23 protein-coding genes and 2 riboswitches are annotated in these 26,523 nt (G+C 47.7%); of the genes, 15 read left to right on the forward strand and 8 right to left on the reverse strand.

All coding sequences use genetic code 11. The features are described 5' to 3' along the window. The coding region (locus BUA56_RS17345) for a LysM peptidoglycan-binding domain-containing protein (protein ID WP_072854000.1) at positions 1–854 on the reverse strand (854 nt) is incomplete at its 3' end. Positions 855–1,195: 341 nt separating this feature from the next. Between BUA56_RS17345 and BUA56_RS17350 the strand changes: the two genes are divergently transcribed. Beyond that, entirely contained in the window at positions 1,196–2,233 is a 1,038-nt protein-coding gene (locus BUA56_RS17350; RefSeq protein WP_139249504.1) for a hypothetical protein, read from the forward strand. A gap of 103 nt (positions 2,234–2,336) precedes the next feature. Here BUA56_RS17350 and BUA56_RS17355 read toward each other — a convergent pair whose 3' ends face one another. Then, positions 2,337–3,197, reverse strand: a complete 861-nt coding sequence (locus BUA56_RS17355; RefSeq protein ID WP_072854004.1) for an AraC family transcriptional regulator — start codon at positions 3,195–3,197, stop codon at positions 2,337–2,339. 329 nt (positions 3,198–3,526) lie between these two features. On the opposite strand from BUA56_RS17355, the gene BUA56_RS17360 reads away from it, so the two are divergent. The 5 genes from BUA56_RS17360 (at position 3,527) to BUA56_RS17380 (ending at position 9,133) form a co-directional block, all read left to right on the forward strand. Continuing rightward, positions 3,527–4,150: a sugar O-acetyltransferase gene (locus BUA56_RS17360; protein ID WP_072854006.1), complete on the forward strand. Its 624-nt coding sequence runs from the start codon at positions 3,527–3,529 to the stop codon at positions 4,148–4,150. A gap of 148 nt (positions 4,151–4,298) precedes the next feature. Next, complete coding sequence (locus BUA56_RS17365) at positions 4,299–4,973, forward strand: TetR/AcrR family transcriptional regulator (protein ID WP_072854007.1); 675 nt, start codon at positions 4,299–4,301, stop codon at positions 4,971–4,973. Positions 4,974–5,161: 188 nt separating this feature from the next. Further along, positions 5,162–6,595, forward strand: a complete 1,434-nt coding sequence (locus tag BUA56_RS17370; protein WP_072854009.1) for a trimethylamine methyltransferase family protein — start codon at positions 5,162–5,164, stop codon at positions 6,593–6,595. A 93-nt stretch (positions 6,596–6,688) separates the two neighbouring features. Continuing rightward, positions 6,689–7,933, forward strand: a complete 1,245-nt coding sequence (locus BUA56_RS17375) for an MFS transporter (protein WP_072854011.1) — start codon at positions 6,689–6,691, stop codon at positions 7,931–7,933. 75 nt (positions 7,934–8,008) lie between these two features. After that, the gene (locus BUA56_RS17380; protein ID WP_072854013.1) at positions 8,009–9,133 is read left to right on the forward strand and encodes an aldo/keto reductase; all 1,125 of its coding nucleotides are present in this window, start codon (positions 8,009–8,011) and stop codon (positions 9,131–9,133) included. Positions 9,134–9,207: 74 nt separating this feature from the next. Here the strand turns inward: BUA56_RS17380 and BUA56_RS17385 are convergent, their stop codons facing one another. Then, on the reverse strand, positions 9,208–10,044 hold the full coding sequence (locus BUA56_RS17385) for a prepilin-type N-terminal cleavage/methylation domain-containing protein (RefSeq protein ID WP_072854015.1): 837 nt from the start codon (positions 10,042–10,044) through the stop codon (positions 9,208–9,210). Between the two features lie 169 nt (positions 10,045–10,213). On the opposite strand from BUA56_RS17385, the gene BUA56_RS17390 reads away from it, so the two are divergent. Together BUA56_RS17390 and BUA56_RS17395 are read left to right on the forward strand one after the other, a co-directional pair. After that, entirely contained in the window at positions 10,214–12,229 is a 2,016-nt protein-coding gene (locus BUA56_RS17390) for a hydantoinase/oxoprolinase family protein (RefSeq protein WP_072854017.1), read from the forward strand. Positions 12,230–12,342: 113 nt separating this feature from the next. Beyond that, positions 12,343–12,439: riboswitch (NiCo riboswitch) on the forward strand. A gap of 259 nt (positions 12,440–12,698) precedes the next feature. After that, on the forward strand, positions 12,699–13,640 hold the full coding sequence (locus BUA56_RS17395; RefSeq protein ID WP_072854019.1) for a cation diffusion facilitator family transporter: 942 nt from the start codon (positions 12,699–12,701) through the stop codon (positions 13,638–13,640). Between the two features lie 31 nt (positions 13,641–13,671). Here BUA56_RS17395 and BUA56_RS17400 read toward each other — a convergent pair whose 3' ends face one another. After that, positions 13,672–14,211: a M48 family metallopeptidase gene (locus tag BUA56_RS17400; RefSeq protein ID WP_072854021.1), complete on the reverse strand. Its 540-nt coding sequence runs from the start codon at positions 14,209–14,211 to the stop codon at positions 13,672–13,674. Positions 14,212–14,507: 296 nt separating this feature from the next. Here BUA56_RS17400 and BUA56_RS17405 point away from each other — a divergent pair, with 296 nt between their 5' ends. Then, complete coding sequence (locus tag BUA56_RS17405) at positions 14,508–14,936, forward strand: DUF2752 domain-containing protein (protein WP_072854023.1); 429 nt, start codon at positions 14,508–14,510, stop codon at positions 14,934–14,936. Between the two features lie 43 nt (positions 14,937–14,979). Here BUA56_RS17405 and BUA56_RS17410 read toward each other — a convergent pair whose 3' ends face one another. The 4 genes from BUA56_RS17410 to BUA56_RS17425 all read right to left on the reverse strand — a co-directional run bounded on the left by BUA56_RS17410 (position 14,980) and on the right by BUA56_RS17425 (position 17,948). After that, a complete protein-coding gene (locus BUA56_RS17410; RefSeq protein ID WP_072854025.1) occupies positions 14,980–15,588 on the reverse strand; it encodes a DUF4190 domain-containing protein in 609 nt (202 codons plus the stop codon). A 71-nt stretch (positions 15,589–15,659) separates the two neighbouring features. Further along, complete coding sequence (locus tag BUA56_RS17415; protein ID WP_072854027.1) at positions 15,660–16,349, reverse strand: radical SAM protein; 690 nt, start codon at positions 16,347–16,349, stop codon at positions 15,660–15,662. Continuing rightward, a complete protein-coding gene (locus tag BUA56_RS17420; protein WP_072854029.1) occupies positions 16,336–16,914 on the reverse strand; it encodes an ECF transporter S component in 579 nt (192 codons plus the stop codon). Before BUA56_RS17420 ends, BUA56_RS17415 begins: the two co-directional genes overlap by 14 nt. Beyond that, a complete protein-coding gene (locus BUA56_RS17425; RefSeq protein WP_072854031.1) occupies positions 16,911–17,948 on the reverse strand; it encodes a nucleoside hydrolase in 1,038 nt (345 codons plus the stop codon). Before BUA56_RS17425 ends, BUA56_RS17420 begins: the two co-directional genes overlap by 4 nt. A 45-nt stretch (positions 17,949–17,993) precedes the next feature. Further along, a riboswitch (PreQ1 riboswitch) is annotated at positions 17,994–18,038 on the reverse strand. Between the two features lie 187 nt (positions 18,039–18,225). Between BUA56_RS17425 and BUA56_RS17430 the strand changes: the two genes are divergently transcribed. The 6 genes from BUA56_RS17430 to BUA56_RS17455 all read left to right on the forward strand — a co-directional run bounded on the left by BUA56_RS17430 (position 18,226) and on the right by BUA56_RS17455 (position 26,450). Then, on the forward strand, positions 18,226–20,382 hold the full coding sequence (locus BUA56_RS17430) for a Tex family protein (RefSeq protein WP_072854032.1): 2,157 nt from the start codon (positions 18,226–18,228) through the stop codon (positions 20,380–20,382). A 32-nt stretch (positions 20,383–20,414) separates the two neighbouring features. Continuing rightward, positions 20,415–22,220 (forward strand): aminopeptidase P family protein, encoded by a 1,806-nt coding sequence (locus BUA56_RS17435; protein WP_072854034.1) that lies wholly within the window; start codon positions 20,415–20,417, stop codon positions 22,218–22,220. Positions 22,221–22,316: 96 nt separating this feature from the next. Next, positions 22,317–22,679, forward strand: a complete 363-nt coding sequence (locus BUA56_RS17440) for a BlaI/MecI/CopY family transcriptional regulator (RefSeq protein ID WP_072854036.1) — start codon at positions 22,317–22,319, stop codon at positions 22,677–22,679. Positions 22,680–22,681: 2 nt separating this feature from the next. Beyond that, positions 22,682–24,697: a M56 family metallopeptidase gene (locus tag BUA56_RS17445; RefSeq protein WP_072854038.1), complete on the forward strand. Its 2,016-nt coding sequence runs from the start codon at positions 22,682–22,684 to the stop codon at positions 24,695–24,697. 71 nt (positions 24,698–24,768) lie between these two features. Further along, positions 24,769–25,467, forward strand: coding sequence for a response regulator transcription factor (locus tag BUA56_RS17450; RefSeq protein ID WP_072854040.1), 699 nt, complete (start codon positions 24,769–24,771; stop codon positions 25,465–25,467). Positions 25,468–25,478: 11 nt separating this feature from the next. After that, a complete protein-coding gene (locus tag BUA56_RS17455) occupies positions 25,479–26,450 on the forward strand; it encodes a sensor histidine kinase (protein ID WP_072854042.1) in 972 nt (323 codons plus the stop codon). Positions 26,451–26,523 lie beyond the last annotated feature (73 nt).

Raw genomic sequence — 26,523 nt, forward strand, 5'->3', positions numbered from 1 at the left:
GTATAGCCCCATTCGTATGTCATGAGAAGCACCGTATTGGCTGCCTCTCCCAGCAGCCGGTAGTCAATACCCTCGTACAAAAGTCCGGGCTGATCGGCAGATACTTTTGGAGCCAGCGCGACGGAGACCATGACCCCGACGGCGTTCATCCTCCGGGTCAGATTCCTCACGAATTCCACATAGGGGATCCTGTCTTCTGCCCGTATAAACTCAAAATCCACATCAACCTCCTGGTAAGGCTTTTGGGAAACTGTTTGAAGCAGATTTTCTATAACTCTGTTCTGCACCTCCAGGTTATTGGTAACTAATGTAACCAGATTATTATCAAAGCTCCCGCTGGCCGAAAACGGCGTGAGCACTAAGACACACCGGGTATCAAATTCCCTGGCCATAGAAATCAGGGGCCCGTCGTCCACAGGAATCAATTCCCCCTCCGGTGTAAATCCATAAGAAAAAATGGAGAGAGCTGTCAGATAGGGAAGTGTCTGCCGAAGGAGGGGACGATTTATAAAGGGGTATGCGTAACCATCTGTCTCCATACTCCCTGTTTTTCCGCCCTCGTAACGAATGATGAGATATTCTCCGGGAACCAGGTAAGGCTGGTTTGATAAAAAGGGGTTATTGCGCAGAAGCTCAAGGGCAGAGATACCGTACTGACTGGATATGGAACTGGGGGTATCCCCGGGGAAGACCTCATGGACCAGTTCCGGTCTCAAAACCAGAAGTGCCTGCCCTACCACCAGATGTGTCTGTTCATTCAGTTGATTGTCATAGGAGAGGCGGGAGGGAGAGACGCCGTACCGTGCAGCAATGGAGGCGATAGTATCCCCTGGGGCAACAATATGAATATCCATATAAATCCTTTTTCTTTTAATGTATGCAGCCATGTTTTTCTTATTGCATACCCAGGGGGAAATTCTGTGACAGCAGGTGTATGCTATAAGAAAAGAAGGCTGGTGAAAAAACATAAGTTCGAATTGTAAACTAGATAGGCAGGTAGAAGTTAAAATACATAGACAAATATTGAAGTAAAATGACAAAATGTAGCTCAAATGTTAATTGATATATCAATTATCTTAAATTAATAATAAGTCTAATTCATTTTCAACACAAGTGTTCCGCATAATGATAAAATAATAATATTAAAGGAAGTTCCTTTTGGCGTTTGATATGAAAAGAGAAAAGGAGTGAGTGTATGAAAAGAAATAGACTATTCGTGTTGGGCTGTGGGCTATTATTAACTGTATCATGTGTTGGAGCAGGTACGGCGGGTATGTTAGTCTACGCCGGGGTACAGGAGCCTGTACAGTTAGAAACTCCTGCTATTGAGGATACAAAGTCTGTCGCAGAGGAGCAGAATCTTGAAAGCGGTGAGGGTGAAAGTAATACCCTTGGTGAGGAGGCGTCCCCAGTGGAACTGCCGGGTGAAACAGAGGAAGTTTTGACAGACATGTATAATGAGAATGAGGCTGTGGGAGATGCCTCTGAGCCGGTTATAGAGGAAGAGCTTTTAGAGGCAGCGGTGGATGAAAGCCAACTGCATCTGGAGGTGAACCGTGCATTTCTAATAACTCTTGATGTGTCAAAGGGAGAGCCTCCATATCAGATCTATGAGTATAACGGACCTGATTGGGCATTTGTTAGAGGAACAGAGATTTTAGGGACACCTAACGAGCCCGGAGAGTATTTATTTACATATAAAGTTAGAGATGCAAATGGCAAGTCCACCACGGGATTAGATTTGACACTTGTGGTAGGCGAGGAGGTTGGAACCATACCAGATGTAAAGCTTCCGTCAGATGACGGGGTGATAACTCTGGTGGCGGGAGAGGCATTTAAACTGCCGTTGGGAGTAATAGGGGGAACACCGCCTTTTACTTATGAGTTTCATGGAGCTCCTGAATGGATGAAAATAGAGGGCGACTATCTTGTGGGTAAGCCGGATAAGGTATATGAGGAGTTTTTAATTGGATTAGGCGTCGCAGACGCTAACAACCTGTCAGGGAATGTCTGTGAATATACAATTAAAGTGATTGAAAAAGAGACGGAAAAACTGCCGGATGCTCAGGATGAGAAAAAGGGGCCTAATACTGCCGAAACTTCTGCTCACAAAATAGATGCAGTTCAAACCAGGGATGCGGCTCCTGTCAGAACGCTGGCCGCCACATTACTTGCCGCATGCACAGGCGCCATTGCCATCATAAAAGGAAAAAGGATAGGGGATGTAAAATAAATAGCCTGAAAAAGGGAGGGGGGTGACAAAGATAAATCACACCCCTCCTTTTCAAATTATTTTTCTCCCCCTATTGAGAGCAGTGATTCGTTAAGCTGCATGCTTAATCTTTCTTCTTCACAGGAATCCAAATCTCACTATAGTATTTTTCATCCTGAACACCATTGGGATATTTGGAAGGATCGTGATACATCTCAATATTATATCCGGCTGCAAACTCGTAGTCTTTACAGTTGGGCAGCCATTCGGAGAAGATTTTCCTGCAAACGTCCTGCATAGCATTTGGCATACTCCCTCTGCAGGGAAATACCGCCCATGTAAATGCAGGAATTGTTTTCGTGACAAAGCCGTCGGGTACCTCAGTCCCTTCCTTGTAATCGTCTGCTATCAGGTATTCAAATTCCTTGCCGCCCATACGCTCATCAATGTTAACTCCGTAGGTTCCGCATACGGTACTGCCCCCGCCGCTCTGATAGTGTTCCGCCCAGAAGTTCGGAATCGCCTCAGCTGCATTTTCATAGGGGAACTTTTTCCATGCGCCGATCACGGTAAATGCTTCTTTTTCAACAATCTTGTAATCCATAGTATAACCGCCTTTCAATGTGAGTGATATTTTCAGAGGAGCAAAGGATTTGATCATAGCTCCGTCTTTTCGTACAGACGTAGGTGTGACGCCGTGAAATCGTGTGAAAGCTTTGGTAAAGCTGTCGGGGGAATCGTATCCATATTTCAGGGCAATGGTAATAATTTTTTCCTCTGTGGAAATAAGCTCACTGCCGGCGCGTGTAAGCCTTCTCTGCCTGATATAATCACTGACAGTAAATCCACAGAGCATGGAAAATCCCTTTTGAAAATAAAATGGCGAAATGAGTACCTTATCCGCAATTTTTTCGATGGTCAGGTCATCGGTAAGATTATCTTCGATGTAACTGATCGCTTTACTGATACTTTCTATCCATTCCATAGCATTTCCTCCCTTGTCTGTGTGTCAATCTTATCACCGGAAAAACAATTGTTCCCGATTTATTGTGCTTTCTTCTGTCCGAAAGGCGAGATAAAGATATTGTACCATATTTATCGTGACTATATGTAGGGATTTTGTGCTGTCATTATAACCTGTTTAGGGATACACTACAAAATATCCATACTGTAGAGACGCTGCACTTGCATTATAGTGTATCCTCTGAGTATACTTACGGTAGCCCATGGTGATTATTGAAGGACTGTCTTGCGGGCACTGCGATGCGGGATGGCCCATGGGCATAAAATAGCAAAACAGAAAGGATGTAAGATATGACATTAGAGGAACAGAAAGCGCGAATGATATCTGGAAAGATGTATAATGACCAGACGAAGGAACTGCTTGAGGCAAGAAAAGAAACGGTATTCCTGACCGATGAATACAACCGTACCTATGGTCAGCCCCCTGAGGTAAGGGAGGCTGTGTTAAAGAGGCTGCTGGGCGAGATGGGGGAGAATGTGTTTTTTGAACCTTCTTTCCGCTGTGAGTTCGGGTTTCATATTAAGATTGGAAATAATTTTTATGCAAACTTCGACTGTGTGATGCTGGACGGCGGCGGTATCGAAATCGGGGATAATGTGCTGTTCGGTCCCAGGGTTGGAATCTATACCACACGGCACAACTTTGACCCGAAAGAACGGGCCGCTGGAGCCTGTTTCGCGAAGCCTGTTACTATAGGCAGCAATGTCTGGATCGGCGGAGGCGTACATATCGATCAGGGAGTAAGCATAGGGGATAACACAATTATAGGAGCAGGGAGCGTGATTACCAGAGATGTGCCGGCAAATGTTGTGGCCGCGGGGGTTCCCTGCAGGGTCATACGGGAACTGACCGGAGAGGAGAAGACAGACTATTTCGAATTGCTGGAAAAGGAATACGGAATGGACAGAAGGTAAAGGTTCAGGAGTCTCCGGATGGGGACTCCTGCTTTGGCTATTTTTAATATTCGTCATTTTTACGGTTTGACAGTTTTTGTATTGACAAAAGCCCGCAGATCATGTATTGTGAAAATAATCAAGATTACCAAACGAATGAGAGGCTGGAGTGAAGTTGAATTCCGATAGAAAAATTGAATATGTCCGAATCACAAGTAAAATTTTAGAGGAGGAAGGCATAGAGGCAGTCACTATCCGTAAGGTAGCAGCAAGGGCAGGTTGTACCAGTGCAGTTTTATATAGGCATTTTGAGAATAAAGGGCATCTGACGATGCTGGCCTGTATAAGATTTTTAGAACCCTATATTTATGCACTTATGAAGAATTCTGAGAGGAAAGATATTTCACTTATCCAGAGGGATCTGCTTAACTGGAAATGTTTTATTGGTGAGGCATTTCGCAACAGACCTTATTATGAGTTCATGTTTTTCGGGAATCAGAGGGAAGAGCTTGAGGAATGTGCCTATGAATATTACCAAATGTTCCCGGATATTCAGAAAAGTTTTGACGCATTTACAGCAAGTATTGCTTTTAGCAGTGATCTGCATGAGCGTGCGGTATTTTATTTGCGCAGTGCTGTGCATACCGGTATGCTTACATCCGAGAACGCTATGCTGTTGGGAAGACTGTCGGTCGCGGTATTTAAAGGTTCTTTTATGGAATATGCCGGCATTGCTATGACTGAGACTGAGATTCGTATGGCCAGTGAAGAATGCTACCAATTGATTTACTCCTTGTATAAACAATATGTGGAACCAGGTACAAAGCTGGAGATAGATGAGTAGTGAAAGAAAATAAATGCTGATAATTTAGTATCAGCTTTTATTATAACCCTTAAGTCATCAAGATGACATAAAATTTTGCGCATAGAGGGCCCCTATCACAAAACATTTTAGCTGATATAGTCAGCTATATTTTATACCCTAAAGTCATCAAGATGACCAAAGTATTCCTAAAAAATGGAGGTAGAAGAATGAAACGAGATACTGAGAAACGAGATGCGGAGATTGTTGAACTGATTCACAAAAATTCCATTAGACTTCTGGCAGAACTGGGGGTTGAAATACTATGGGACGATGCCAGGGAGCTGCTTCAGAAAAATGGTGTTCGGGTGGAAGGAAAACGTGCTTATTTTACGGAGAAACAAGTAATGGATGCTCTTGATGCTGCAACAAAAGAGTTCACCATATATGCCCGCAACAGTAAATATAATGTCAATATGAACACAGAAGATCTGTATATGACCCCCGGATATGGCAGCCCCTTTATCTGTGAAGCCGACGGAACTCTTCGCTCGGCAACTCTTGATGATTTCCTGAAGCTTGCTGTTATAGTACAGGAAAGTGATGAGTTTGCCATCAACGGCGGTATATTGGCACAGCCTTCCGATATTGCTGCAGAGATTTCAGCAGAGGCTATGGTATATGCAACCATATGCCGTTCCGATAAGACACTGTTTACCGTATGCGGCGGTGCTGTACAGGCAGAAAACATAGTGAAAATGTCACAGGTGATTTTTGGGGAAGACATTACAAATATTCCATGTACCATTAATCTGATATCCCCCATGAGTCCGCTGATCCTGACCCAGAATACTTTGGAAAGCATGGAAGTTTATGCAAGAAATGGGCAGCCTCTTGCTATATGCCCCGCCAGTATGGCCGGAGCAACCGGACCGATCTCTGTGATAGGCAATGTTTCTCTGTCTAATGCGGAGTTTCTGGCATCAAATACTTATGCGCAGATGGTCCGCCCGGGAACGCCCGTCATCTATGCATTTGCTGCTACAGTCAGTGATATGGCAAATATGCAGGTCTACAACTCTAACCCTGGCTTCCTGAAACTGGCAAAGTATGGCGCGCTTATGTCCAAAAAATACGGACTTCCCTGCAGAAGCGGCGGAGGAATGGCTGACGCTCCTGGATTCACAGCCCAGGCAGGGGTGGAGAGTGCAATGAATATGTTTGAGTCCTTCTCCCAGAAGGCAAACCTGATGATGCATGCCACGGGCTCCGTTCTTTCCTTCAATGCAGTAAGCTATGAGAAATTCATTCTGGATATTGAAACATATACAAGAATGATGTATTACTTCGGTGAGACTCCCATGGATGAAGACGCGCTGGCCTTTGATGCGGTGAAAGAGGCAGTAGAGGAGGAGAGCGGTACCTTCATCACACTTGACCATACGTATGAGAGATGCCGTATTGACCCCTGGTATCCCCAGGTATCCGTACATAAGAAGACAGATGAAGCGCCTGATCAGGCTCTGCTTCAGTCGATCCAGAAACGTCTGCATACTCTGCTGGAAGGTTATCAGCGTCCGGAATTGACAGAGCAGCAGCGGGCTGCCCTGGATGATATCATGCGCGGCATTGGCATGAAAGAGGAAGATATTGCCAGAGTTTAGAAAGAAAATGTGTCGTTGGGTTCTTGAAACGGGTAATACCCAAAACAATAAAGTGTCATATCTGACATTACCATAAACAAAAAGGAGATATGGATGAATAAAGCATTTATAAAAAAATATGGGACTTTGCTTCTGTTGGCCTGTGCTCCCGGTTTTATTTTTCAGCTTCCTTATATTAGGGAATCATTTTATGTTCCAATCCAGAATGCTATGCAGCTGACGAATGCCCAGATGGGCAGTCTGTCTGCCTGGTATGCGGTTGTGGCAACTCCCGCTTATTTTTTAGGGGGGATTGTAGCTGATAAGTTCTCACCCAGAATCATGCTGACATTTTCTCTGATTTCCACAGGGTTACTGGGAATATGGTTTTCTATGTTCCCGGGCTACAGTGTCAGCCGTATCATTTTTGCACTGATGGGATTTACGACTGTAATGACATTCTGGAGTTCTGTAATAAAAGCAGTCCGGATGCTGGGAACTTCCGATGAACAGGGGCGTCTTTTCGGCCTCCATGAGGGAATGCGAGGGTTCCTGAATGCGGCATTGGTATTCATGATGGCTGCAGTTTATGCACGGTTTTCCAATAATATTATGGGCGCAACATGGGCCATCCGCTTCTGTGCGGCTCTGCTTCTGATTCTCGGTGTTCTCTGCTGGATATTTATTGATGATAAAAACACGAGAGAGCAGACCGAATCTCTAAAAGAGGTTTGCATCGGCATGGCAAAATGTTTAAAAATACCTCGGGTATGGATGCTGGTAGGGATTGTGTTTACGGCTTACAGCGTGTATGCTCTTATGAGTTACATTAATGCGTATCTGGTTACTATGTGCGGTATGTCAGAAACCGCTTCTGCAACCCTCGGCGGTGTCCGCTATCTGATGCAGGGCGTAGGCGGCGTAGCAGGCGGCTTCCTGGCTGATAAGCTTCATTCCCGTCTTAAGGTTATTTCAGGTGCGGGCCTGCTTCTTGCCATAAGCTGGGGAATATTTATTATCATCCCGGCGGGAACCGCTACGTATATTCCTGTATTATGCAACTTCCTGATTGGAGTTATCCTGGTATATACAATCCGAAGCCAATATTTTGCTGATATTGACGATGCCGGTATTGATGTAAATGTAACCGGCCGTGTATCAGGCATTCTTTCCACCTTTGGCTATCTTCCGGATGTATTCCTGCTTACTCTCACAGGATCATGGATTGATTCTTATCCCGGGCAGGCAGGATACAACAGAGTATTCGTTTATGCTGCAGTTATGGGCATTCTGTGTATGTTGATTTCTGCGGCTCTGTTTACCATAGTAAAAAAAGATAAGAAATCTCAAAAAGCATAACGAAAAGGCAAATATTTTGCTTATCCTCTCCAGGCATGTTAGAATAAAAATAAAACACAATGGGAGGACAGTGCTTTGTATTATAAATCATATGGAAATACGGGCATAAAGGTATCAGCCGTCGGCCTGGGCACCATGCGCTATGACGCAGAGGATATCAGGGCCGGCCGGCTGGAAAAATGCGCGGAGATCCCTCTTTATGCTTTTGAAAAGGGGATTAACTACTGGGATACCGCGCCCAATTACTGCGAGGACAAAAGCGAGATTGTAACGGGCATGGCCTTGTCTCAGGTAAAAAGAAGCCAGGTGTATGTGACTTCAAAGACTAACTTCAGCACGCTTGGAACAGAGAAGCCTGACAGGGATCTGTTCCGCAGAAGGCTGGAGATGTCCCTTCAGCGTCTGAAGACAGATTACATTGATTTTTACCATATGTGGTGCATGCTGAATCTGGACTCCTGGGAGAAGCACATGGAAGCCCTTTACCGCTTTTTTGAGGAGGCAAAGGCAGAGGGATTGATCCGCAATATTGTATTTTCTTCCCACATGCAGGGAAATGATATTGAGACTGTGGTAGAGAGCGGGAGATTCAGGGGGATGCTCATAGGTTATAATGCCCTGAACTATCGGTTCCGCCAGAGCGGGATTGAAAAGGCATATGAAAACGGCATGGGAGTGGTGGTAATGAACCCTCTGGGCGGAGGTCTGATCCCGCAGAATCCCAAGGCGTTTTCCTATCTGACGGAGGGGACGGAACTGACAGTACCCCAGGCAGCTCTGCGTTTTGTGGCATCTCACAGGGAAATCACAGTTGCACTGGCAGGATGTACCACAAAAGCCCATGTGGACGATGCGGTAAAAGCGGTGGAGAATCTGGAGGAAAGGCCGGCCAAAGAAGTTGCCCGCAGGTTTGAGGAAAAAGGAATTGCCCTGAATGACCTGTGCACCGGGTGCGGTTACTGCAAAGGATGTCCGAAAGACATTGAAATTCCCAAATTTATGGATGCCTATAACCAGAAGATCCTCACTGGGAAGGACGAGGAAATTAACCGAAGATTCCAGTTCCATTGGGATGTAGACAAAAGGCAGGCGGCTGAGTGTGTGGCCTGCGGGAAATGTGAGAAGCAATGCACCCAGCATCTTCCTATTATTGAGAGGATGAGGGAAATTGCTAATCTGCCGGACGAAACAGAGGCATAGAAAAAAGCCCCTCTTCTGCTGGAAGGCGCCACGCTGGGCCTCCCCGTGAGAAGGGGGGTTTATGTATACTCCTACTACATCTTCTTGAACACTTCGTAGATTGTATTGTAATCTTTTTTATCCTTGTCTGACTGCGGGGTATCTTTATACTCCTGCCACTTGGTATCCCCCCTGCCAAGCACATTATAGGTATGGCTCTGCCCGTCGGAGGAGTCAGAAGCGCTTAACACGTTCTCTTCTATGGTGACATATCCGGCCGTATAAGTTCCCCGGGTAGAATTATACCGCATCACCTTGACCTTGTCCCCCGGATTCATGGCAGTAATATCCTCTGTCGTCCAGTAAAAATAATAGCTTCCGCTGCCGATACCCTGGAGTGACCAGGTTTGCACTCCTGCCTGAGAGGCGCTGAATCCGGCCTGCCCTAAAGCGCTGAGAATCTGTTCGTAGCTCTTTCCTGTTCCGGACGTAGAGTCAATATGTTTTTTCTGGTCCGCATAGCTTTTTATCAGACTGGCAATTTCAGAATTGTTCGCAATTACATGGGAAAGTGCTTCATTCATATTAAAATTATAGTTTTTATCATGCTTTCGGCAAAAGATAACAATGGTTCCGTCAGAACCTCTGCTTACCTCATAGGCACCGCCTTGCTTGCACTTGTATTCAGACTTGTCTGCCAATTCCTGGAGTTCCCTGGTGTCATAGAAGCCTTCTGCCTGTTTGGTATAGATTTCTTCGGCAGTCAGATCTCTGAGGAGCTGAACTTTATTGGCATTGCAGGCAGTTATGGATGCTTTTTTGATATAGCCGGTAAGTGCAGGGATGAGAAAGGCCAGCAGGATACCTAATATGACCAGAACAACGATAACTTCCACCAGAGTAAATCCCCGGTTATGCGGCTTTTTCTTCATAGTGACTTCCTTTCATACGATTCTGTTTTTATTATACCTCCAGAGACCAAATTAGACCAGTATAAAAGAACAAAAATTATCTGCTATTGCATTTCCTGTGATTGTACCCGGTCTCCAAATAGGTTATACTTTGAGTTAAGATAGAATCAAAAAGAAAAGGGGTCTTAGCATGAATGTAGTGATTGGGATTGACACCGGGGGAACTTATACGGATGCGGCTGTCCTGAACGAAGAGACCAGAGAGGTTCTTGCGTCGGCGAAGGCGCTCACCACAAAGGATAACCTGGAAACGGGAATAAAAAATGCACTGAGTCAGGTGCCCGGGGAATATTTCCGGGACTGCAAGATGGTGGCTTTGTCCACAACGCTGGCGACCAATGCGTGTGTGGAGAAAAAATACGGAAAGGCAAAACTGATTCTTTTTGGGACGGATAAGGAGTCTGCCTTAAGAATCACGGCCCAGCTGGGGGCGATCCCTCCTGGGGATCTGATCTGTATTGACACGAAGACAAAGTTTTCCGGGGAAATTCCCTGCATGCCGGACTGGGAGGCGTTCGCCGGGATGGTGCGGGAGGAGTGCTGCGGCTGTGATGTGATAGCTGTCAGCGAGGTATATACTGCACAGACCGGTTCGGTTCTGGAACGGAAGGCCAGGGATATCATCCAGTCAGTTCTGGGAAAAACGGTAGTCTGCGGATATGAGCTTTTCGAAGAGCTGGGATTTATAAAGCGGGGGCTGGGCGCGTATCTGAACGGTAAATTAATTCCTTTGATCGACGAGTTTCTGAGGGCGGTAAAAGGCGTTATGGGAAGACTTGGGATTGACTGTCCGGTTTCCATTGTGCGCAGCGACGGGACACTGATGTCGGTGGAATACACCAGACTTCATCCTATTGAGACGCTCCTGTGCGGCCCTGTGGCAAGTGTAACAGGGGCAGGGGGACTGACGAGAGAGAAAGACGCCTATGTAATTGATATGGGTGGGACAACTTCGGATATCGCAATTTTAAGAGGCGGAGCCCCGTCCATAGTGCGCGGGGGAATTACGATTGGGGACTGGAAGACGTTTGTGAAAGGCGTGTACATAGACACCTTCGGGCTGGGAGGCGACAGCGAGGTAAAATTTCAGGACAACGAACCGGTGATTATGGATAGCAGGGTAATCCCTATCTGTATTCTGGCATCGGAATATCCCCAGATTTGCGAGGAATTGAGTGCCCTGAGAAACAGTGAGTGGCAGATATCCAATCACGCTCATGAGTACTATAAGCTTACAAAACCGGTGGAAAGCCTCAGCAGCTTTCCGGAGCATGAAAGAGAGATAATCTGTGAACTGGAGACAAAACCTATGTCTATGAGACAGCTTGCCAGGACTCTTAAGATGAGCGTCAGCGATCTGCGCCTTGGCAGCCTTGAGAGCAGGGGAATCATTATGAAGTCAGGGCTTACCCCTACGGATATTATGCATGTGAGAGGAGAGTTCACGGACCACAATGCACAGGCAGCCGGAAACCTGGCCGTTTATCTCGCTCACATTCATGGCTGGACGCTGGAGGAACTCTGTGAAAAGATTTATGACCGGGTAAAATTTAAAATGTACCGGAATATAGTCAGGGCAGCCATGGTGAGAAAATACAGCGAGACTGCAAGAGAGGGGATGGGCGGAGTACTGGAACAAATGATAGCCTGTCAGTGGGAGGAGGCGAAAGAAGAGATAAAAGGACGGGAACGTTCCGGCGGCATGGAATTTAGAGCTCTCTTCCGCCTGGAGTATCCGCTCATAGGGATTGGCGGTCCGGTCAAGGTATTTGCAGAGGATGTGGCAAAAGCACTGCAGACCCGGGCTGTAATCCCTGAGAATTTCAGGGTTGCCAATGCCATAGGGGCAGCAATCTGTAATATGGAAGTAACGGCGCAGGCCGTGGTGACTTATGTATATGACAACGGAGGGGCTGTGACCCGCCTTCGGGTCAGCTCCAAGGGAGAGGCGGTTACCTTCGAGCCCAAAGAGGAAGAAAAGGCCTGTGCGCTGGCAGAAAAGCTGGCCGTAAAGCGGGCAGAAGAGGAGGCTCTGGAGCGGGGGTATGATAAAGACAGGCTTGAGATTCAGGTGGAACGTACGGACAAATACTTTATTGGTTTTGGAGGCATTATGGAGACCCTTTTTGTGGCATGTGCGAAATAAGGGGATTGTTCATTCCCCGAACAGTTTCAAATAAAAAACATAGGGTGTAAGTATTGACAAAACCATAAATTTTTCATAAGATATACAAAATACTCTTTGCACTGCATAAATCTACAGTACAAACTGAGCAGGCGATAAATGGATGAACCATTTGTGGGGCCGGGTCGCGCGTATGCGACAGCAGATGTAAGCAGCATCTGCGGGACAGTAGTTTACTAATATTGTTCCGCAGGTGTTTTTTTATTACATAGGAAACTTTGTTCCCTATGTAATAAAAAACCCTCCGGGGGATCACACTGCGGCGGAAAGGAAGATGCTGTCTGCGACAGCCCGCCGCAGGCGGAGATTGCGCTTTCGCGCAATCTTTCTTACACCCTTGCGGGGAACAAAGCAACAGGTTTTTGCGTGGCGGTCAAGCCGCCGGTGCCATAGAGCTATCTTATTCACAGAGAGAATGGAGGTAACTATTATGGAACGAAGGAATAAGGGAAATGTAAACGAAGGTTCAAAAGAAAAAGGGATTGCCATGAAAGTATCCAGGGTAAGTATCGGGGTTAATGTGATCCTGTCCCTTTTTAAACTATTGGCTGGCATTGCCGCCCACTCCGGGGCAATGATCTCCGACGCTGTGCACTCCGCGTCCGATGTATTCGGAACCTTTATCGTGATGATAGGTGTTACCGTAGCAGATAAGAAATCAGACAAAGAACATCCTTACGGTCATGAGCGTCTGGAGTGTGTGGCATCTATTCTGCTTGCCGTCATTCTTATGCTCATTGGGCTGGGCATCGGAATCGGCGGAGTACAGAAAATCATACACCGTGACAAAGAAACCCTGGTGGTTCCCGGAGTTCTGGCACTTATCGCAGCAGTGCTTTCCATTATCGTGAAAGAATGGATGTACTGGTATACCAGGGCTGCCGCGAAGAAGATTAATTCAGGGGCACTTATGGCAGAGGCCTGGCACCACAGATCCGATGCGCTCTCCTCAGTAGGTGCATTCATCGGCATATTGGGCGCAAGGCTGGGGGCACCTATTCTGGATCCCATTGTCAGCGTGGGAATCTGTATCTGTATAGGAAAGGCTGCAATTGATATCTTCCGGGATGCCATGGATAAAATGGTAGACAAATCCTGCGATGAGGAAACCATCCGGAACATGGAGTCCGCCATCATCTCTACTCCGGGGGTAGAGGGCATCGATCTCCTCCGCACCAGAATGTTTGGCGCCAAAGTATACGTAGACATCGAGATCTCTGCCAACGGAGATATGACCCTGAATGACTCCCACAAAATTGCGGAATCCGTCCACGACACCATAGAGAAGGAGTTTCCGCAGGTAAAACACTGCATGGTCCACGTAAACCCAACCAATCCCCCCAAGCAAATAGCAGCCATGCACTCTATCTAGTGCTGGCTGCTATTTAACAAGGGAACATTCCCTACGCCCTGCTCCACAGGATGATACCATTGGCCTTCAGCCAATACTCCTGATACTCATATTCAGGCATCATACTTTCCAATACTTCCCTTGTGGAATACATTCCCTTCAGGAGCTGTGCCAGTTCCAGAATTACCACATAATCCTGCACAGGCTCCGGTGCCAGAAGAAGCCGCCAGTTAAACTGCAATTCCCCTTTTTTGCTGCAGCTTCCCCATTTGGCACGCTTCTCCATGATCGTGATTCTGTTATATGTAACTCCCATGATTTCCGCATAATAGCTGGATTTTTCTTCAAAGAGCTCTGCTGCGGCTTCGTAGTAATAAGAACGCTCTTTTCTGGTAAAGGGCTGGGCATTGATATACCAGGCCTCTGCCTTTTTCTGCTCCGTTTTCCTGGTAATCCAGCCTTCTTTAAAACGGACAAACTGCCGGATTCTTCGTCTTGAGTACTTTTTAGGCGCTTTTACAAGGACAGTGCCTTCTTCTGTGGTCTGTATGGCCAGAGTTGTCCTGTTGCTGTAAATCAATTGGTATTCCATTTTTATTTCCCCTTTATCTAATCTTATCCTCCTTATATTGTCCAGATTCCAGACCTGTATCTGATGTAAAAAATGGTCTGCATTTATTATACTGAAAAAGACAGGAATTTGCCATAGAAACTTATGCAATATCATGTATAAAAGTCCCGAACCGGATGATAGCTGCTATAGTATCTTCGTGTGGACAGGTCTTTGATTTTCGTGTGATGCCGGGAATTTCGCTTGACGTACAGGTGAAAATGGTTATAATAATCTGAGAGCCTGAGATACTATACAAGAAATGGACAGCACCTGCCATGAAAAGAATCGTAAGCAAAAGAGAAAACAGAAGCCTTTACTGGACCGGGTGGGCGCTGCTGGCAGCGTGCACCGGAATCGTTCTGCTCGCAAGATGGCTGAACATCAGCTATTCGGATTACAGTCTTCCCTGTATGTTTCACAGATATACGGGCTATTACTGTCCTGGGTGCGGGGGAACAAGGGCTGTAATGGCTCTTTTTCACGGAAGGCTGGTACAGGCAGTATGGTATCATCCTTTGGTGCCTTATGCGGCAGTATTGTATGTTTGGTTTATGGTGTCCAATACTATAGAAATCCTGTCAGGGAACAGGTGGGAGATAGGGATGAGGTTCAGAGAAGGATATCTGTATGCCGGTCTGGGAATCCTTGCGGTGAATTGGATCTTTAAAAATATTCTGCTGGCTGTGTGGGGCATACAGATGTAATACAAAAGGGAAAGGATGGCATCCTTTCCCTTTTGTAATGACTCTATATCTCATGCTCCTTGTACTGGTGATAATAATCTTCGCCGTTATCGTAATAATCTCCGCCGTCAAAGAAATCATCATAATAATCATAGTAGTCGTCATAGGAGCCGTCCCCGTCAGGTATGCTGTAGGTATCAGGGGGAATGGAGGATCCGCCGCCGGTTTCCGGAACCGTCCCTTTGTCATTGTTGTAGAAGTAATCGTACAGGTATTGCTCCATCTCCTGCTGAGAGTCAAAGGTTAAGTCTCCGTTCATCAGCTGCTCCATAACGGTAAAGAACTTCTGGCCGTCAGTGGTGGTTAAGAAGCTGGTGACAGATACAGAAACAAGGATCAGGCAGAGACTGAAGCCGCCGATGGACAGACCAAGCCCTACTTTTGCATTGCTGGCCATACGGGATCCGCCCCTTGAGAGCAGGGCCAGAATAATTCCCAGAGCTCCAAAGAACAGGGAACCTCCGCAGCAGGCAAATACGATAGAACATATGCCCAGAACCAGAGCGGCAGTGGCCAGACCTTCCGAATGATTTTGAAGCCCGGACATCTGCTGGCTGGAGTTGGTATAAGAAGGGCCGTTTTGAAAGCCTCCGGGCATATGATTGTAATCCATGAAAAGGACCTCTCTTTCGTTTCTAATCCCATTTATTGTATCATGTTACTTTCATTGTATCAAGCGTAACTCTAATCCCCCACACCGAAATCGGTTTTTTCGTAGAGAATCTCTATCCGGGGATCCAAAAGGAGGTGCCTGTATTTGTCCATAAACCAGTTCACCAGTTCCGGATCCCGCTTTACCTCTGTACTGTTATTGGTAAAAATATTAATCGTACCCAGATGAAAGTGTTCTTTCAGTATGGTAATATCATTCGTGATCATCTCCCTGGTCTGTCCCTTTATCCCCACCATAAGACAGGGTGAATCAAAATACCGGCTGACCTCTTCCGGAGAACGGAAATCAGCATGCTTGTTCAGATAGTGCTCCCTGAAATCGTAGTCGAATGTCTCTACCCCAATCTTATAGACAATAGGAATACCCATATAGTCTCTCAGTTCCTGCAGGCGGCTCCGGTACATCCAGTGGGCCTCAAAAAACAGCCGGTGAATCCCTTTCTCCCGGACAACTGTTCGGATTAGGGCGAGGGTTTCCACGGGCAGCTCAAAACAGCTGCCGGAGTTGATAACCTCCAGTACCCCGAACTCACCGGTTACCCGTGAGAGAACGCTGGCGTTCAAGGTCAGCATTTCGTTTTTATCCAGGGTATTGTCTTCAATATAGTCACAGAAACGGCATTTTCCCCAGGCGCAGGGCCGGGATTTCAACAGGACGATTTCTCTCTGATTTTTGTTGGTGATACGGTTATAGCGCTCCACGGTGCCCATCCCCTTTCTGCAATAGATATTTCACAGAGCCGGGAAGAAGCGGGAGGACAGCCAGAGCTGCCGCCATGACAATAGCCCGGTCCGCATAATCTGTTGCTGCCTGTACCAGGAAGACTGATAGGGTGAGATTTGCGCCCATCCCATGAAGAAGCTGCACCAGCAGAGTGGATCCCGAGGAGGTAATCCCTCCGAACAGCAGAGCTGTGACAGAGGCACTGACGGCTGTTCCGGGCAGTGAGACAAACAAAGAGGCGGGCAGTATCTTCCGGCCCTTTGGCGTAAAGCGCTTGAATACAAGTCCTGCGGCAAAGCCGGTGATTAGCTGTACCGGAATATAGTATAGTGCGTAAATATCGCTGGTTATTCCGCAGAAAAGGCCGCTGATAAGCCCAGGCACCATGGCCCAGAATGGCCCGAACAAGGCAGCAGCCAGCATAGTTCCCAGAGTATCCAGATAAATGGGCAGGCGCAGAGCCAGGGCTATGGAGGCGCCTGCAGTATTGAGGGCGGCAGCCAAAGCCAGCAGACACAGCTGCAGTACGGTCATTTTTTTCATAAAATCCCACCCCTTTCCTGGGAATCGCAGGCGGGACCCGGCGCCATTATCTGTCTGAGGACCGGTTCCAGTTGGTTCTCCTTTGTATTTATCACCCGCTGGAAGAAGAACTTCATAAAACCGAAGGGATCTGTCTGTGTCAGGATAAGGCTGTTGTGTGGGTTTTTCCAGAAATCCATAGGATCAGCCACGCTCTGTCCGATGCAGATGCCCTCAGTCTCAATGGCTGTATAGCACGAGAATCCGCTGCAGAGGCGGCGGTCAATAAAATAGGCAACGGCCAGGGGATCGTTGATGACACACCCTATGATTCCTTCCTGTTTCCAGTGAAACTCCATATAGAATCGGGTGATCGCTGCAATCCGGCTGCCCATGGAGGGATTTATAGACTGCATATACCAGAGAAGGCTGGGGGTGAGGACGATATTTCGTGTGACATCCAGACCTACCATATGAATCCGTTTGCCCTTCAGCTGCGGCAGCCCGGCAAAGGCATCGTATACAACCTTTGCGGCATGGGGGTCGCACCAGTAATTGTATTCAGCCACAGGGGAACAGTTTCCATGGCTTTTGTAGCTGCCCCCCATAGACACGAATTCATCCAGCCCATGCAGGCAGTCCGGGGCACGGGAAATAACTCTGGCAATATTGGTCAGAGGTCCCAGTGCAATGATAGATACTTGTTCAGTTGTTTTCAGGGTTTCTGTCAGAAAAGAAACGGCTCCGGGTTTCGGCCGGGCAGCCGTTACAGAGGGGAAACCGGATTCCCCCAGACCATCCAGTCCATGGGTATCCATGGCATCTGTGTAATCCCGAACCAGGGGCTTGTCTTCCCCCAGATACACCGGTATATCCGTACGTCCCATCCAGTCCAGGACTTTCAGGGCATTCTCGGCACCTTTTGCCGCAGGGACATTTCCGCAGACAATGGTAATCCCCAGAATATCCAGCTCCGGTGAAGCCAGTGCCAGCATCAGGGCCAGGGCATCATCGATACCGGGATCACAGTCAATAATGACTTTTTTAGCATTCATTCTCCAATCTCCTTTACATTTTTAGTCTGCCGATGGCAGCAATTGAGATACTTGGTTTTTTATACTGGGAAGTTCGCGAACCAGTCCAGAAGCCGGCTTGAAAGCCGTAAGTTCTGTTTGTATAAATGCACGGCTCCTATTATACCATAAAAAGACAGGAGCGTACACGGGGAAAAAATAATATACAGGCCAAAACAAAGGCATATGGATGGAACTTGACAAATGAGTCCCTCATTGCTATTGTGAAAGTTAGAGTAAAAGGAAAGGATCAAATTGTATGGATATTATTCAGGCATTAACAGAAGAATTACAGGTGAAAAAGTGGCAGGTTGAGGCTGCTGTGAAATTAATAGATGAAGGGAATACCATCCCATTTATTTCCAGATACCGGAAGGAAGCTACCGGTTCCCTGAACGACGAGGTGCTGCGCGGCTTGTTTGAACGTTTAAACTACCTCAGAAATCTGGAGGAAAAGAAGCAGCAGGTACTGTCCAGCATCGAAGAGCAGGGGAAGCTGACCGGGGAGCTGAAGGCCCAGATTCTGGCGGCCCAGACCCTGGTTGTGGTAGAAGATTTATATCGTCCTTACCGGCCTAAGAGAAGAACAAGAGCTACCATTGCCAAAGAAAAAGGGCTGGAACCGCTGGCAAATATTATCAGTCTGCAGATGACAGGCCAGCCTGTAGAGAAAGAGGCTGAAGCTTTTGTGTCTGAAGAAAAAGAAGTCCGGACCGTGGATGAGGCTATTGCAGGGGCCAGGGATATTATCGCAGAATACATCTCCGATGAAGCCGATTACCGGATGCGTATCCGGGATATGACCTTCAAAAACGGAAGGATTGTCTCTGCTGCCAAGGATGAAAAAGAGCAGTCTGTATATGAAATGTATTATAATTTTGAAGAACCTGCAGCTAAGGTGGCCGGCCACAGAACCCTGGCGCTGAACCGGGGGGAAAAGGAAAAGATTCTCACGGTAAAGATTGCAGCTCCTGAGGAGGACATTCTGCGCTATCTGAAAAAGCAGGTGATAACCAGGGACAATCCTTATACGGCTCCGGTTCTTGAGGAGGCTGTGGAAGACAGCTATAAAAGACTGATTGCGCCGGCCATTGAGCGGGAGATACGCAATGATATGACGGAAAGGGCAGAGGACGGGGCTATTAAGGTGTTTGGGAAAAACCTGGAGCAGTTACTCATGCAGCCCCCTATTGCCGGACAGGTAGTACTGGGGTGGGATCCTGCCTTTCGTACCGGATGTAAGCTTGCGGTGGTAGATGCCACCGGGAAAGTGCTGGACACGGCAGTTATCTACCCCACGGCGCCTACCTCGGAGGCGAAGATTGCTGCAGCAAAAGAAACCTTGAAAAAGATGATTAAAAAGTATCATATTACTCTGATTTCTGTGGGCAACGGCACAGCTTCCAGGGAGTCCGAGCAGATTATTGTGGAGCTCTTAAAGGAAATACCGGAAAAGGTACAGTATATTATAACCAACGAGGCCGGTGCCTCTGTGTATTCAGCCAGTAAATTGGCCACTGAGGAATTTCCCAATTTTGATGTGGGACAGAGAAGTGCGGCATCCATTGCCAGGCGGCTGCAGGATCCCCTGGCCGAACTGGTTAAGATTGATCCCAAATCCATCGGTGTAGGCCAGTATCAGCACGATATGAACCAGAAGAAGTTAGGGGAAGCCTTGACGGGTGTGGTGGAAGACTGTGTCAATAAGGTAGGTGTGGATCTTAATACTGCCTCTGCGTCCCTGCTGGAATACATCTCGGGCATTTCGAAAACTATTGCGAAGAATATTGTAAGCTATCGGGAGGAAAACGGACGTTTCCAGAGCCGCCGGGAGCTTCTGAAGGTAGGCAAACTGGGACCTAAGGCATTTGAACAGTGTGCGGGATTTATGAGGATTCTGGAGGGAAAAGAACCTCTGGACGCCACCAGCGTGCATCCGGAGAGTTATGAGGCCGCGAAGAAGCTGTTGGAGCGGCAGGGATATACCACCGGGGATGTGGCGGGAAGAAAACTGGCCGGCCTGTCAAAAGGTATCCGGGACTATAAAAAGCTGTCCCAGGAACTGGGAGTGGGCGAGATCACGCTCCGGGATATTGTGAAGGAGCTGGAAAAACCGGGCCGGGATCCCAGAGATGAGATGCCGAAACCTATCTTAAGGACAGACGTTATGGATTTGAAAGACTTAAAAGAGGGCATGATATTAAAGGGTACAGTGCGCAATGTAATTGATTTCGGTGCATTTGTGGATATCGGTGTGCACCAGGACGGACTGGTCCACATTTCTCAGCTGACAGACAGAAAATTTGTCAAGCATCCCCTGGAGGTAGTCAGTGTGGGGGATGTAGTGGAAGTAAAGGTTTTAAGCGTGGATTTGCAGAAAAAAAGGATTGCGCTGACAATGAAAGGAATTTCTTAGGGGGAGACGACAGGAAGGAGAGAGCAGAAATTATGATAAAAGAAAGGATTCAGGCGCTTAGGAGTCTCATGCTGAAACGAGGCATAGATTGTTACCTGGTGCCCACCGCAGATTACCATCAGTCTGAGTATGTGGGGGAATACTTTAAACTCCGAGCATTTCTGTCTGGATTTACAGGATCAGCGGGAACCCTGGTGGTAACCAGGAAGGAGGCGGCTCTCTGGACAGACGGAAGATACTTTGTTCAGGCAGCCAAAGAACTGGAGGGGAGCGGAATCCTTCTCATGAAAATGGGGGAGGAGGGCGTTCCAACTACAGAGGAATATATTGAAAAGAATATTCCAACGGACGGATGCCTTGGCTTTGACGGACGGACTGTAAGTGCTGCTTTGGGCAAGACGCTGGAACAGTGCATAAAAAGCAAACATGGAGTCATTGCCTGGGAAGAGGATCTGGGAGACACTGTGTGGCCGGATCGCCCGAAGATGTCCTGTGAGCCGGTATACCGTCTGGAGGAGAGCTATGCCGGCAAATCCAGGAAGGAAAAAATAAAAGAGCTCAGAAAAGAGATGGAGCAGAGAGGCGCCGCTGTTCATATCCTTGCCAGCCTGGATGATATTGCCTGGCTCCTGAATCTGAGGGGCAACGATATTGCGTACAATCCAGTGTTTTTATCCTATGCGGCAGTTACAAAGGATAAGTTTGTACTGTTTGTCCAGAGGGAAGCAGTGGAGGAAGGCCTCCGCCGGGAGTTGGAGGAAGACGGAATTACCTGCCAGAGTTATTTCTCCGTCTGTCAATATGCGGACAGGCTTACAGCTCAGGAGGCCGTTCTTTTAGATGAGGAGACTGTGAACTATGCTATTTATCAGGCGGTGACCGGGCGTTTCTGCAGGATTATAGACGACAGAAATCCAACCGCGCTGAAAAAGGCAGTGAAGAATGAGACAGAAATCAAAAATATAAAGACTGCTCATATCAAAGACGCAGTAGCTGTATGCCGTTTTCTGTACTGGCTCTCTGTGCGGGTGGGAAAAGAGAGGATTACGGAGTTAGATGCAGCTGCCTATATAGAGAAGCTGCGGAGGGAAGACCCAGACTGTCTGGGGCTAAGCTTCTCCACCATAGCCGCCTATGGGGCGAATGCAGCAATGTGCCACTACAGTCCAACAGAGGAGTCAGACACAGAGATACGTCCGGAGGGCTTTTTTCTGCTGGATTCCGGGGGCCAATACTGGCAGGGGACTACCGATATCACCAGAACCGTGGCTGTGGGACCTTTGACCAGGGAACAAAAGGAACATTTTACCCTTGTTCTGAAAGGGAATATCCGCCTGGCAAAAGCCAGATTCCGCTATGGGTGCTGCGGTGCGAATCTGGATTATCTGGCCAGAGGACCTCTTTGGGAATACGGCCTTGATTATAATCACGGGACCGGCCACGGGGTTGGGTATCTTCTGAATGTTCATGAGGGACCTAATTCTATCCGGTGGAAGGTTTCTTCTGCCTCTGGGGGAAATGCTGTGCTGGAGGAGGGGATGCTTACCTCCGATGAACCTGGATTCTATGCAGAAGGGAAGTATGGGATCCGAACTGAGAATCTGCTTTTGTGCAGAAAAGCTGAGAAAACCGGGTACGGCCAGTTTATGGAATTTGAGCCGGTGACTTTGGTGCCCATTGATACGACTGCCGTGCTTCCTGAGATGATGCGGGGAAAAGAGATTCAGTGGCTGAATGAATATCATGAGAGGGTGTACCGGACCATCGGGCCGCTTCTGCCGGAAAAAGAGCGGGAGTGGCTCAGAAGGGCAACGCTGCCATTGAAAAAGGAATTATAAAAATAATGCTTGTATTTTAAGGTCGGTTGTTATAGACTTAAGTTGGGTCTATAGCAACCGACCTTATATGATTTACCGGATAGAGGAGGAAATTGCATGGAATATTATAAACTTTGTGACAGTGATTACCGTTTTATGATGGTAGTGTGGGAACATGCGCCGGTGGGATCAGGAACACTGGTGCAGCTGTGCCGCGAAACCTTGGGATGGAAGAAATCCACGACATACACCGCAATTAAGAAGCTCTGTGAAAAGGGGTACATCCAGAGTGTGGATGCCGTTGTCTCTGTCCTGATCCCCAGAGAAAAGGTGCAGGCAAAGGAGAGCGATTACTTTGTGGAGCGCACGTTTAACGGATCGCTTCCATCCTTTCTCACCGCATTTCTGGGAGACAAAAAGATATCAGAACAGGAGGCGGAAGAACTAAAAAAGCTGATTGATTCCCACAGGGAGGTGTAGCGATGGCAGAAAGATTATTTTTCAGGATCCTGGATCTGGGTGCCATGGGCGGATGTGTGATTCTGGCTGTGCTTGTGATCCGGTGTTTCTTAAGAAAGGCACCCAAGGTTTATTCCTACTGTCTTTGGAGTGCGGCGGCCTTCCGGCTGGTTTGCCCCGTATCCCTGTCTTCCTGGCTGAGTCTTTTTAATCTCTCAGTCTTTGGACCTGGGGAGAGTCTGAATGACAGCGGGCTTATCACCAGGGTTCCTGAGAATGCAGCGGCAAGAGGTACAGCGGAGGTTGTGCGTGGGGCGGACAATCTTACCGGAACGGGCAGCACCGCCGGGGATGTGTTCCGAGTGCGGGGAAACCTGTCTCTGGGACAGATTGGTTCCGCAATATGGATCGCCGGGATAGTGCTGCTTCTGCTTTATGGGGGAATCTCATATTTCAGGATACAGAAGAAGGTATCCAAAGCTGTCCTTATGCGGGAGAATATTTATGAGTGCGATGAGATTGCTTCCCCCTTTGTCATGGGATTGATGTCTCCAAACATCTATGTTCCCTTTCGGCTGCCCAAGGATCAGATGGAGGTTATTCTGCTCCATGAACAATATCATATCAGACGGAGGGACTACCTGATTAAATTATTTGCATTTGCTCTTCTGGCAGTTTACTGGTTTCATCCGCTGGTCTGGGCTGCCTATTACTGCATGGAGCGGGATATGGAGATGAGCTGTGACGAATGGGTGATCAGGCAGCTGGGAGAGGATGCCAAAGCGGACTACAGTATGGCTCTGCTGTGTTTTGCCACTGGGCGAAGGTTCTCTGTGCCTCAGCCATTATCCTTTGGGGAGAGTCAAACGAAAGGAAGAATAAAAAACATTCTCAGATTCCGAAGACTGGGCGCATGGGCCACAGCAGGCCTTGTATGTCTGTGCGCTGTTCTGCTTGTAATCTGCGGAACCAATGGAATCGGAAAGAAGAATTATATACAGTTTCGGAATCTGCAGCCGTCTGTACTGGAGATCATGCCCGGGGAATCTTCCACGTTTTCTTACCGTCTGCAGAAAAAAATCAAATCCTTTGCCCTCTATACAGAAGTGTATCATAAAGGCAGTTTATACCAGAGAGAGGTGAAAGTCTGCGGTGGAGTAGGGGCGGGAGGTATCCCTTTCCGTGGAACTGGCACAACTGGGTTCTGGGCGGAGGGAAGTCCGGAGGGGGGATACAGCACTGCACACCTGAAACTGCAGTTTTCATCAGAAGATGCAGGTTATGAGCTGGTCAGTGAATTGCCCGGAAATACCTGCAGGGGAATCAGTCTCTCTGTGCTGGAGGCTTCGAAGGAGGCAGACAAAGCTTTTCGCAAGGTGTCGTTTGAACCGGACCAGGACCTGGTGCTGACAGCTGTGAATGCATCGGAGGGCATGCTCCATGGGTACTCCTGCAAAGACTATATGGAGAATCCCTGGGCTGCAGGTGAGAATGACCTTGCCATTTTGTACCGGATCGTTTTTTCAGAGAAAGATCAGGAAGAATTAATGACAAGTCTTGCGATCTCACGGCAGGCCAATGCGCTGTTTGAGGCCAGACATCCCTATCTGGGAGATGCTTCCGCCAATGGGAAGCTGTTAGCGGTTCTCTCCGGTAATGGATATATGCCTGGGGCGGCTTATACTATGGAACTGGAGACAAGCGAGCGCCCTTATGCTCTTCGGGTGGTCTTTAAGGAACCGCTGTCTGACGACCATGAACTGGAGCGGACAATGATGAGAGCCTCGGCCCTGCTGCTGGCCCTGACAGATAATCTGGATGAGGTACAGTGGCAGTATCCCCTAAAAGAGGCCGGGGAGGAAACCCTGATGACAAAATACTGGGAGGAAAGCAGTCTTCCCTTTCTGCAAGAGGGGAGCAGTATCAAAGAGTACGGAAGCTCAGCAAAAAGGGTGCAGGAACTGCTGGATCTGTTTCAGGAAGAGGACATCTCCGTGATAGGCGGCGCAGAGGGTCCGGTGTCGATTTATCTGGAATAGATAACCGTGGTGATTATTTTTCCGATCTGTGTTAAGATAGGAGGGAATGCAGGAGACACGGAGGAGAATCTATGAATCGATCGATTTTAATAATAGAGGACGACGCTGATATCCGGGAGATGCTGGAGGAGGCGCTTGCTCTGCCGGGCTATACTACATCCTCAGCTGCTGACGGGCAGGAAGCACTGGATATTTTTGCTGAGAACACCGGGTATGATTTGCTTGTGCTGGATCTGATGCTTCCCAGAGTGGATGGGCTTACGGTCCTGAAGAAAATACGGGCGGTAAGTACAGTGCCAGTGCTGATACTTTCCGCCAGAAATGAAGAGTATGAAAAAGTGCTGGGACTGGAATACGGGGCAGATGACTATATCACCAAGCCTTTTTCTGTGGTGGAACTCCAGGCCAGGGTAAAAGCTTGTCTGAGACGGAATAAAGAGTATCAGGAGAAGGAGAGCAGTGACGAGGGAAAGATCCGGCTGGGGGATCTTTTGATTGATACGGAAAATCTGACGGCGTCCAAGGGCGGAAGACTGCTGAAACTTACGGCTAAGGAGTATGAACTGCTGAAGCTGTTTGCCCTCCATCCCAGTAAAGTATACACTAAGGTACAGCTCTATCAGGAAATATGGGATGATGAATTTCTGAACGATGAGAATGTAATAAATGTGACCATTCGGCGTCTAAGGGAAAAGATAGAGGATAACCCCTCTCAGCCCCGGTACATTAAGACGGTATGGGGGATTGGGTACAAACTGGGGAGTGAGTAAGGAGGACACATATGGCAGTCATACTTCTGACTATTTTAGCCCTTATATTGGGAACTCTGTGGCTGAGAGCCCAGAGCAGATACAGAAACCAGACAGAGCAGCTTAAGGCCCTCACCAGGGAGCTCGCAGAATACGGGAGCAATGCAAAGCAGGATCAAATCCTGCTTTTTTCTGATGAAAAAGCGATCCAGGAGCTTCTGATCCAAGTCAACCTGTTTTTGGAGCGTCTGTCCCATATGGAACAGATGCAGAGACAATATGAGGAGCAAAGCAGGAAGATGCTGGCGAATATCTCCCATGATCTCAAGACTCCTCTCACTGTTATCTACGGATATTCAGAGATGATACTGAGCAGCCGGGAGAACATGGAGCCGGGGAACTGTGAAAAAATAGAAAAGATCCACCGGAAAACGAAAGATGTGCTCTGCATGATCAATGAGTTTTTTGACCTGGCAAAGCTGGAGGCAGGGGACATTGCCCTGGAACACACCCGGCTGGATATCTGTGAAGTCTGCAGAAATGAGATTATTAATTATTATGATACGCTAAACCGGCCCGGTTTTCGGACCGACATCCGGATTCCGGAGACTCCGCTTTATATAGAAGGTGACAAGCAGGCCCTTCAGAGGATCTTAAATAATCTGCTGCAGAATGCCATGAAATATGGAGCGGACGGCGGCTATCTGGGGCTTTGCGTGAGAGAGAGCTCCGGCACGGTCTTCATCGAGGTTTCTGACAAAGGAAAGGGGATTGTGGAGGAGAATCAGAACCAGGTTTTTGAGCGCCTGGTAACCCTGGAAGACTCCAGAAACAAAAAACATCACGGAAGCGGTCTGGGGCTTACCATTACCAAACGCCTTACAGAGGCCATGGGGGGCCGGATCCGCCTGGAGAGCAGCCCCTTTGTGAAAACTGTCTTCACAGTGGAATTTCCCCTGCGGAAGAGGGAGGGAAATTGTAAGATTCCTAACAGAAAAATGTAAGGAATTTGTTATATATAGAATTTCCTGTACGCTATAATAAACCTCAGATACCCTAAGTTGACAAGGGTAAGTA

This window comes from Lactonifactor longoviformis DSM 17459 (genome assembly GCF_900129135.1).
GTDB lineage: Bacteria > Bacillota > Clostridia > Lachnospirales > Lachnospiraceae > Lactonifactor > Lactonifactor longoviformis.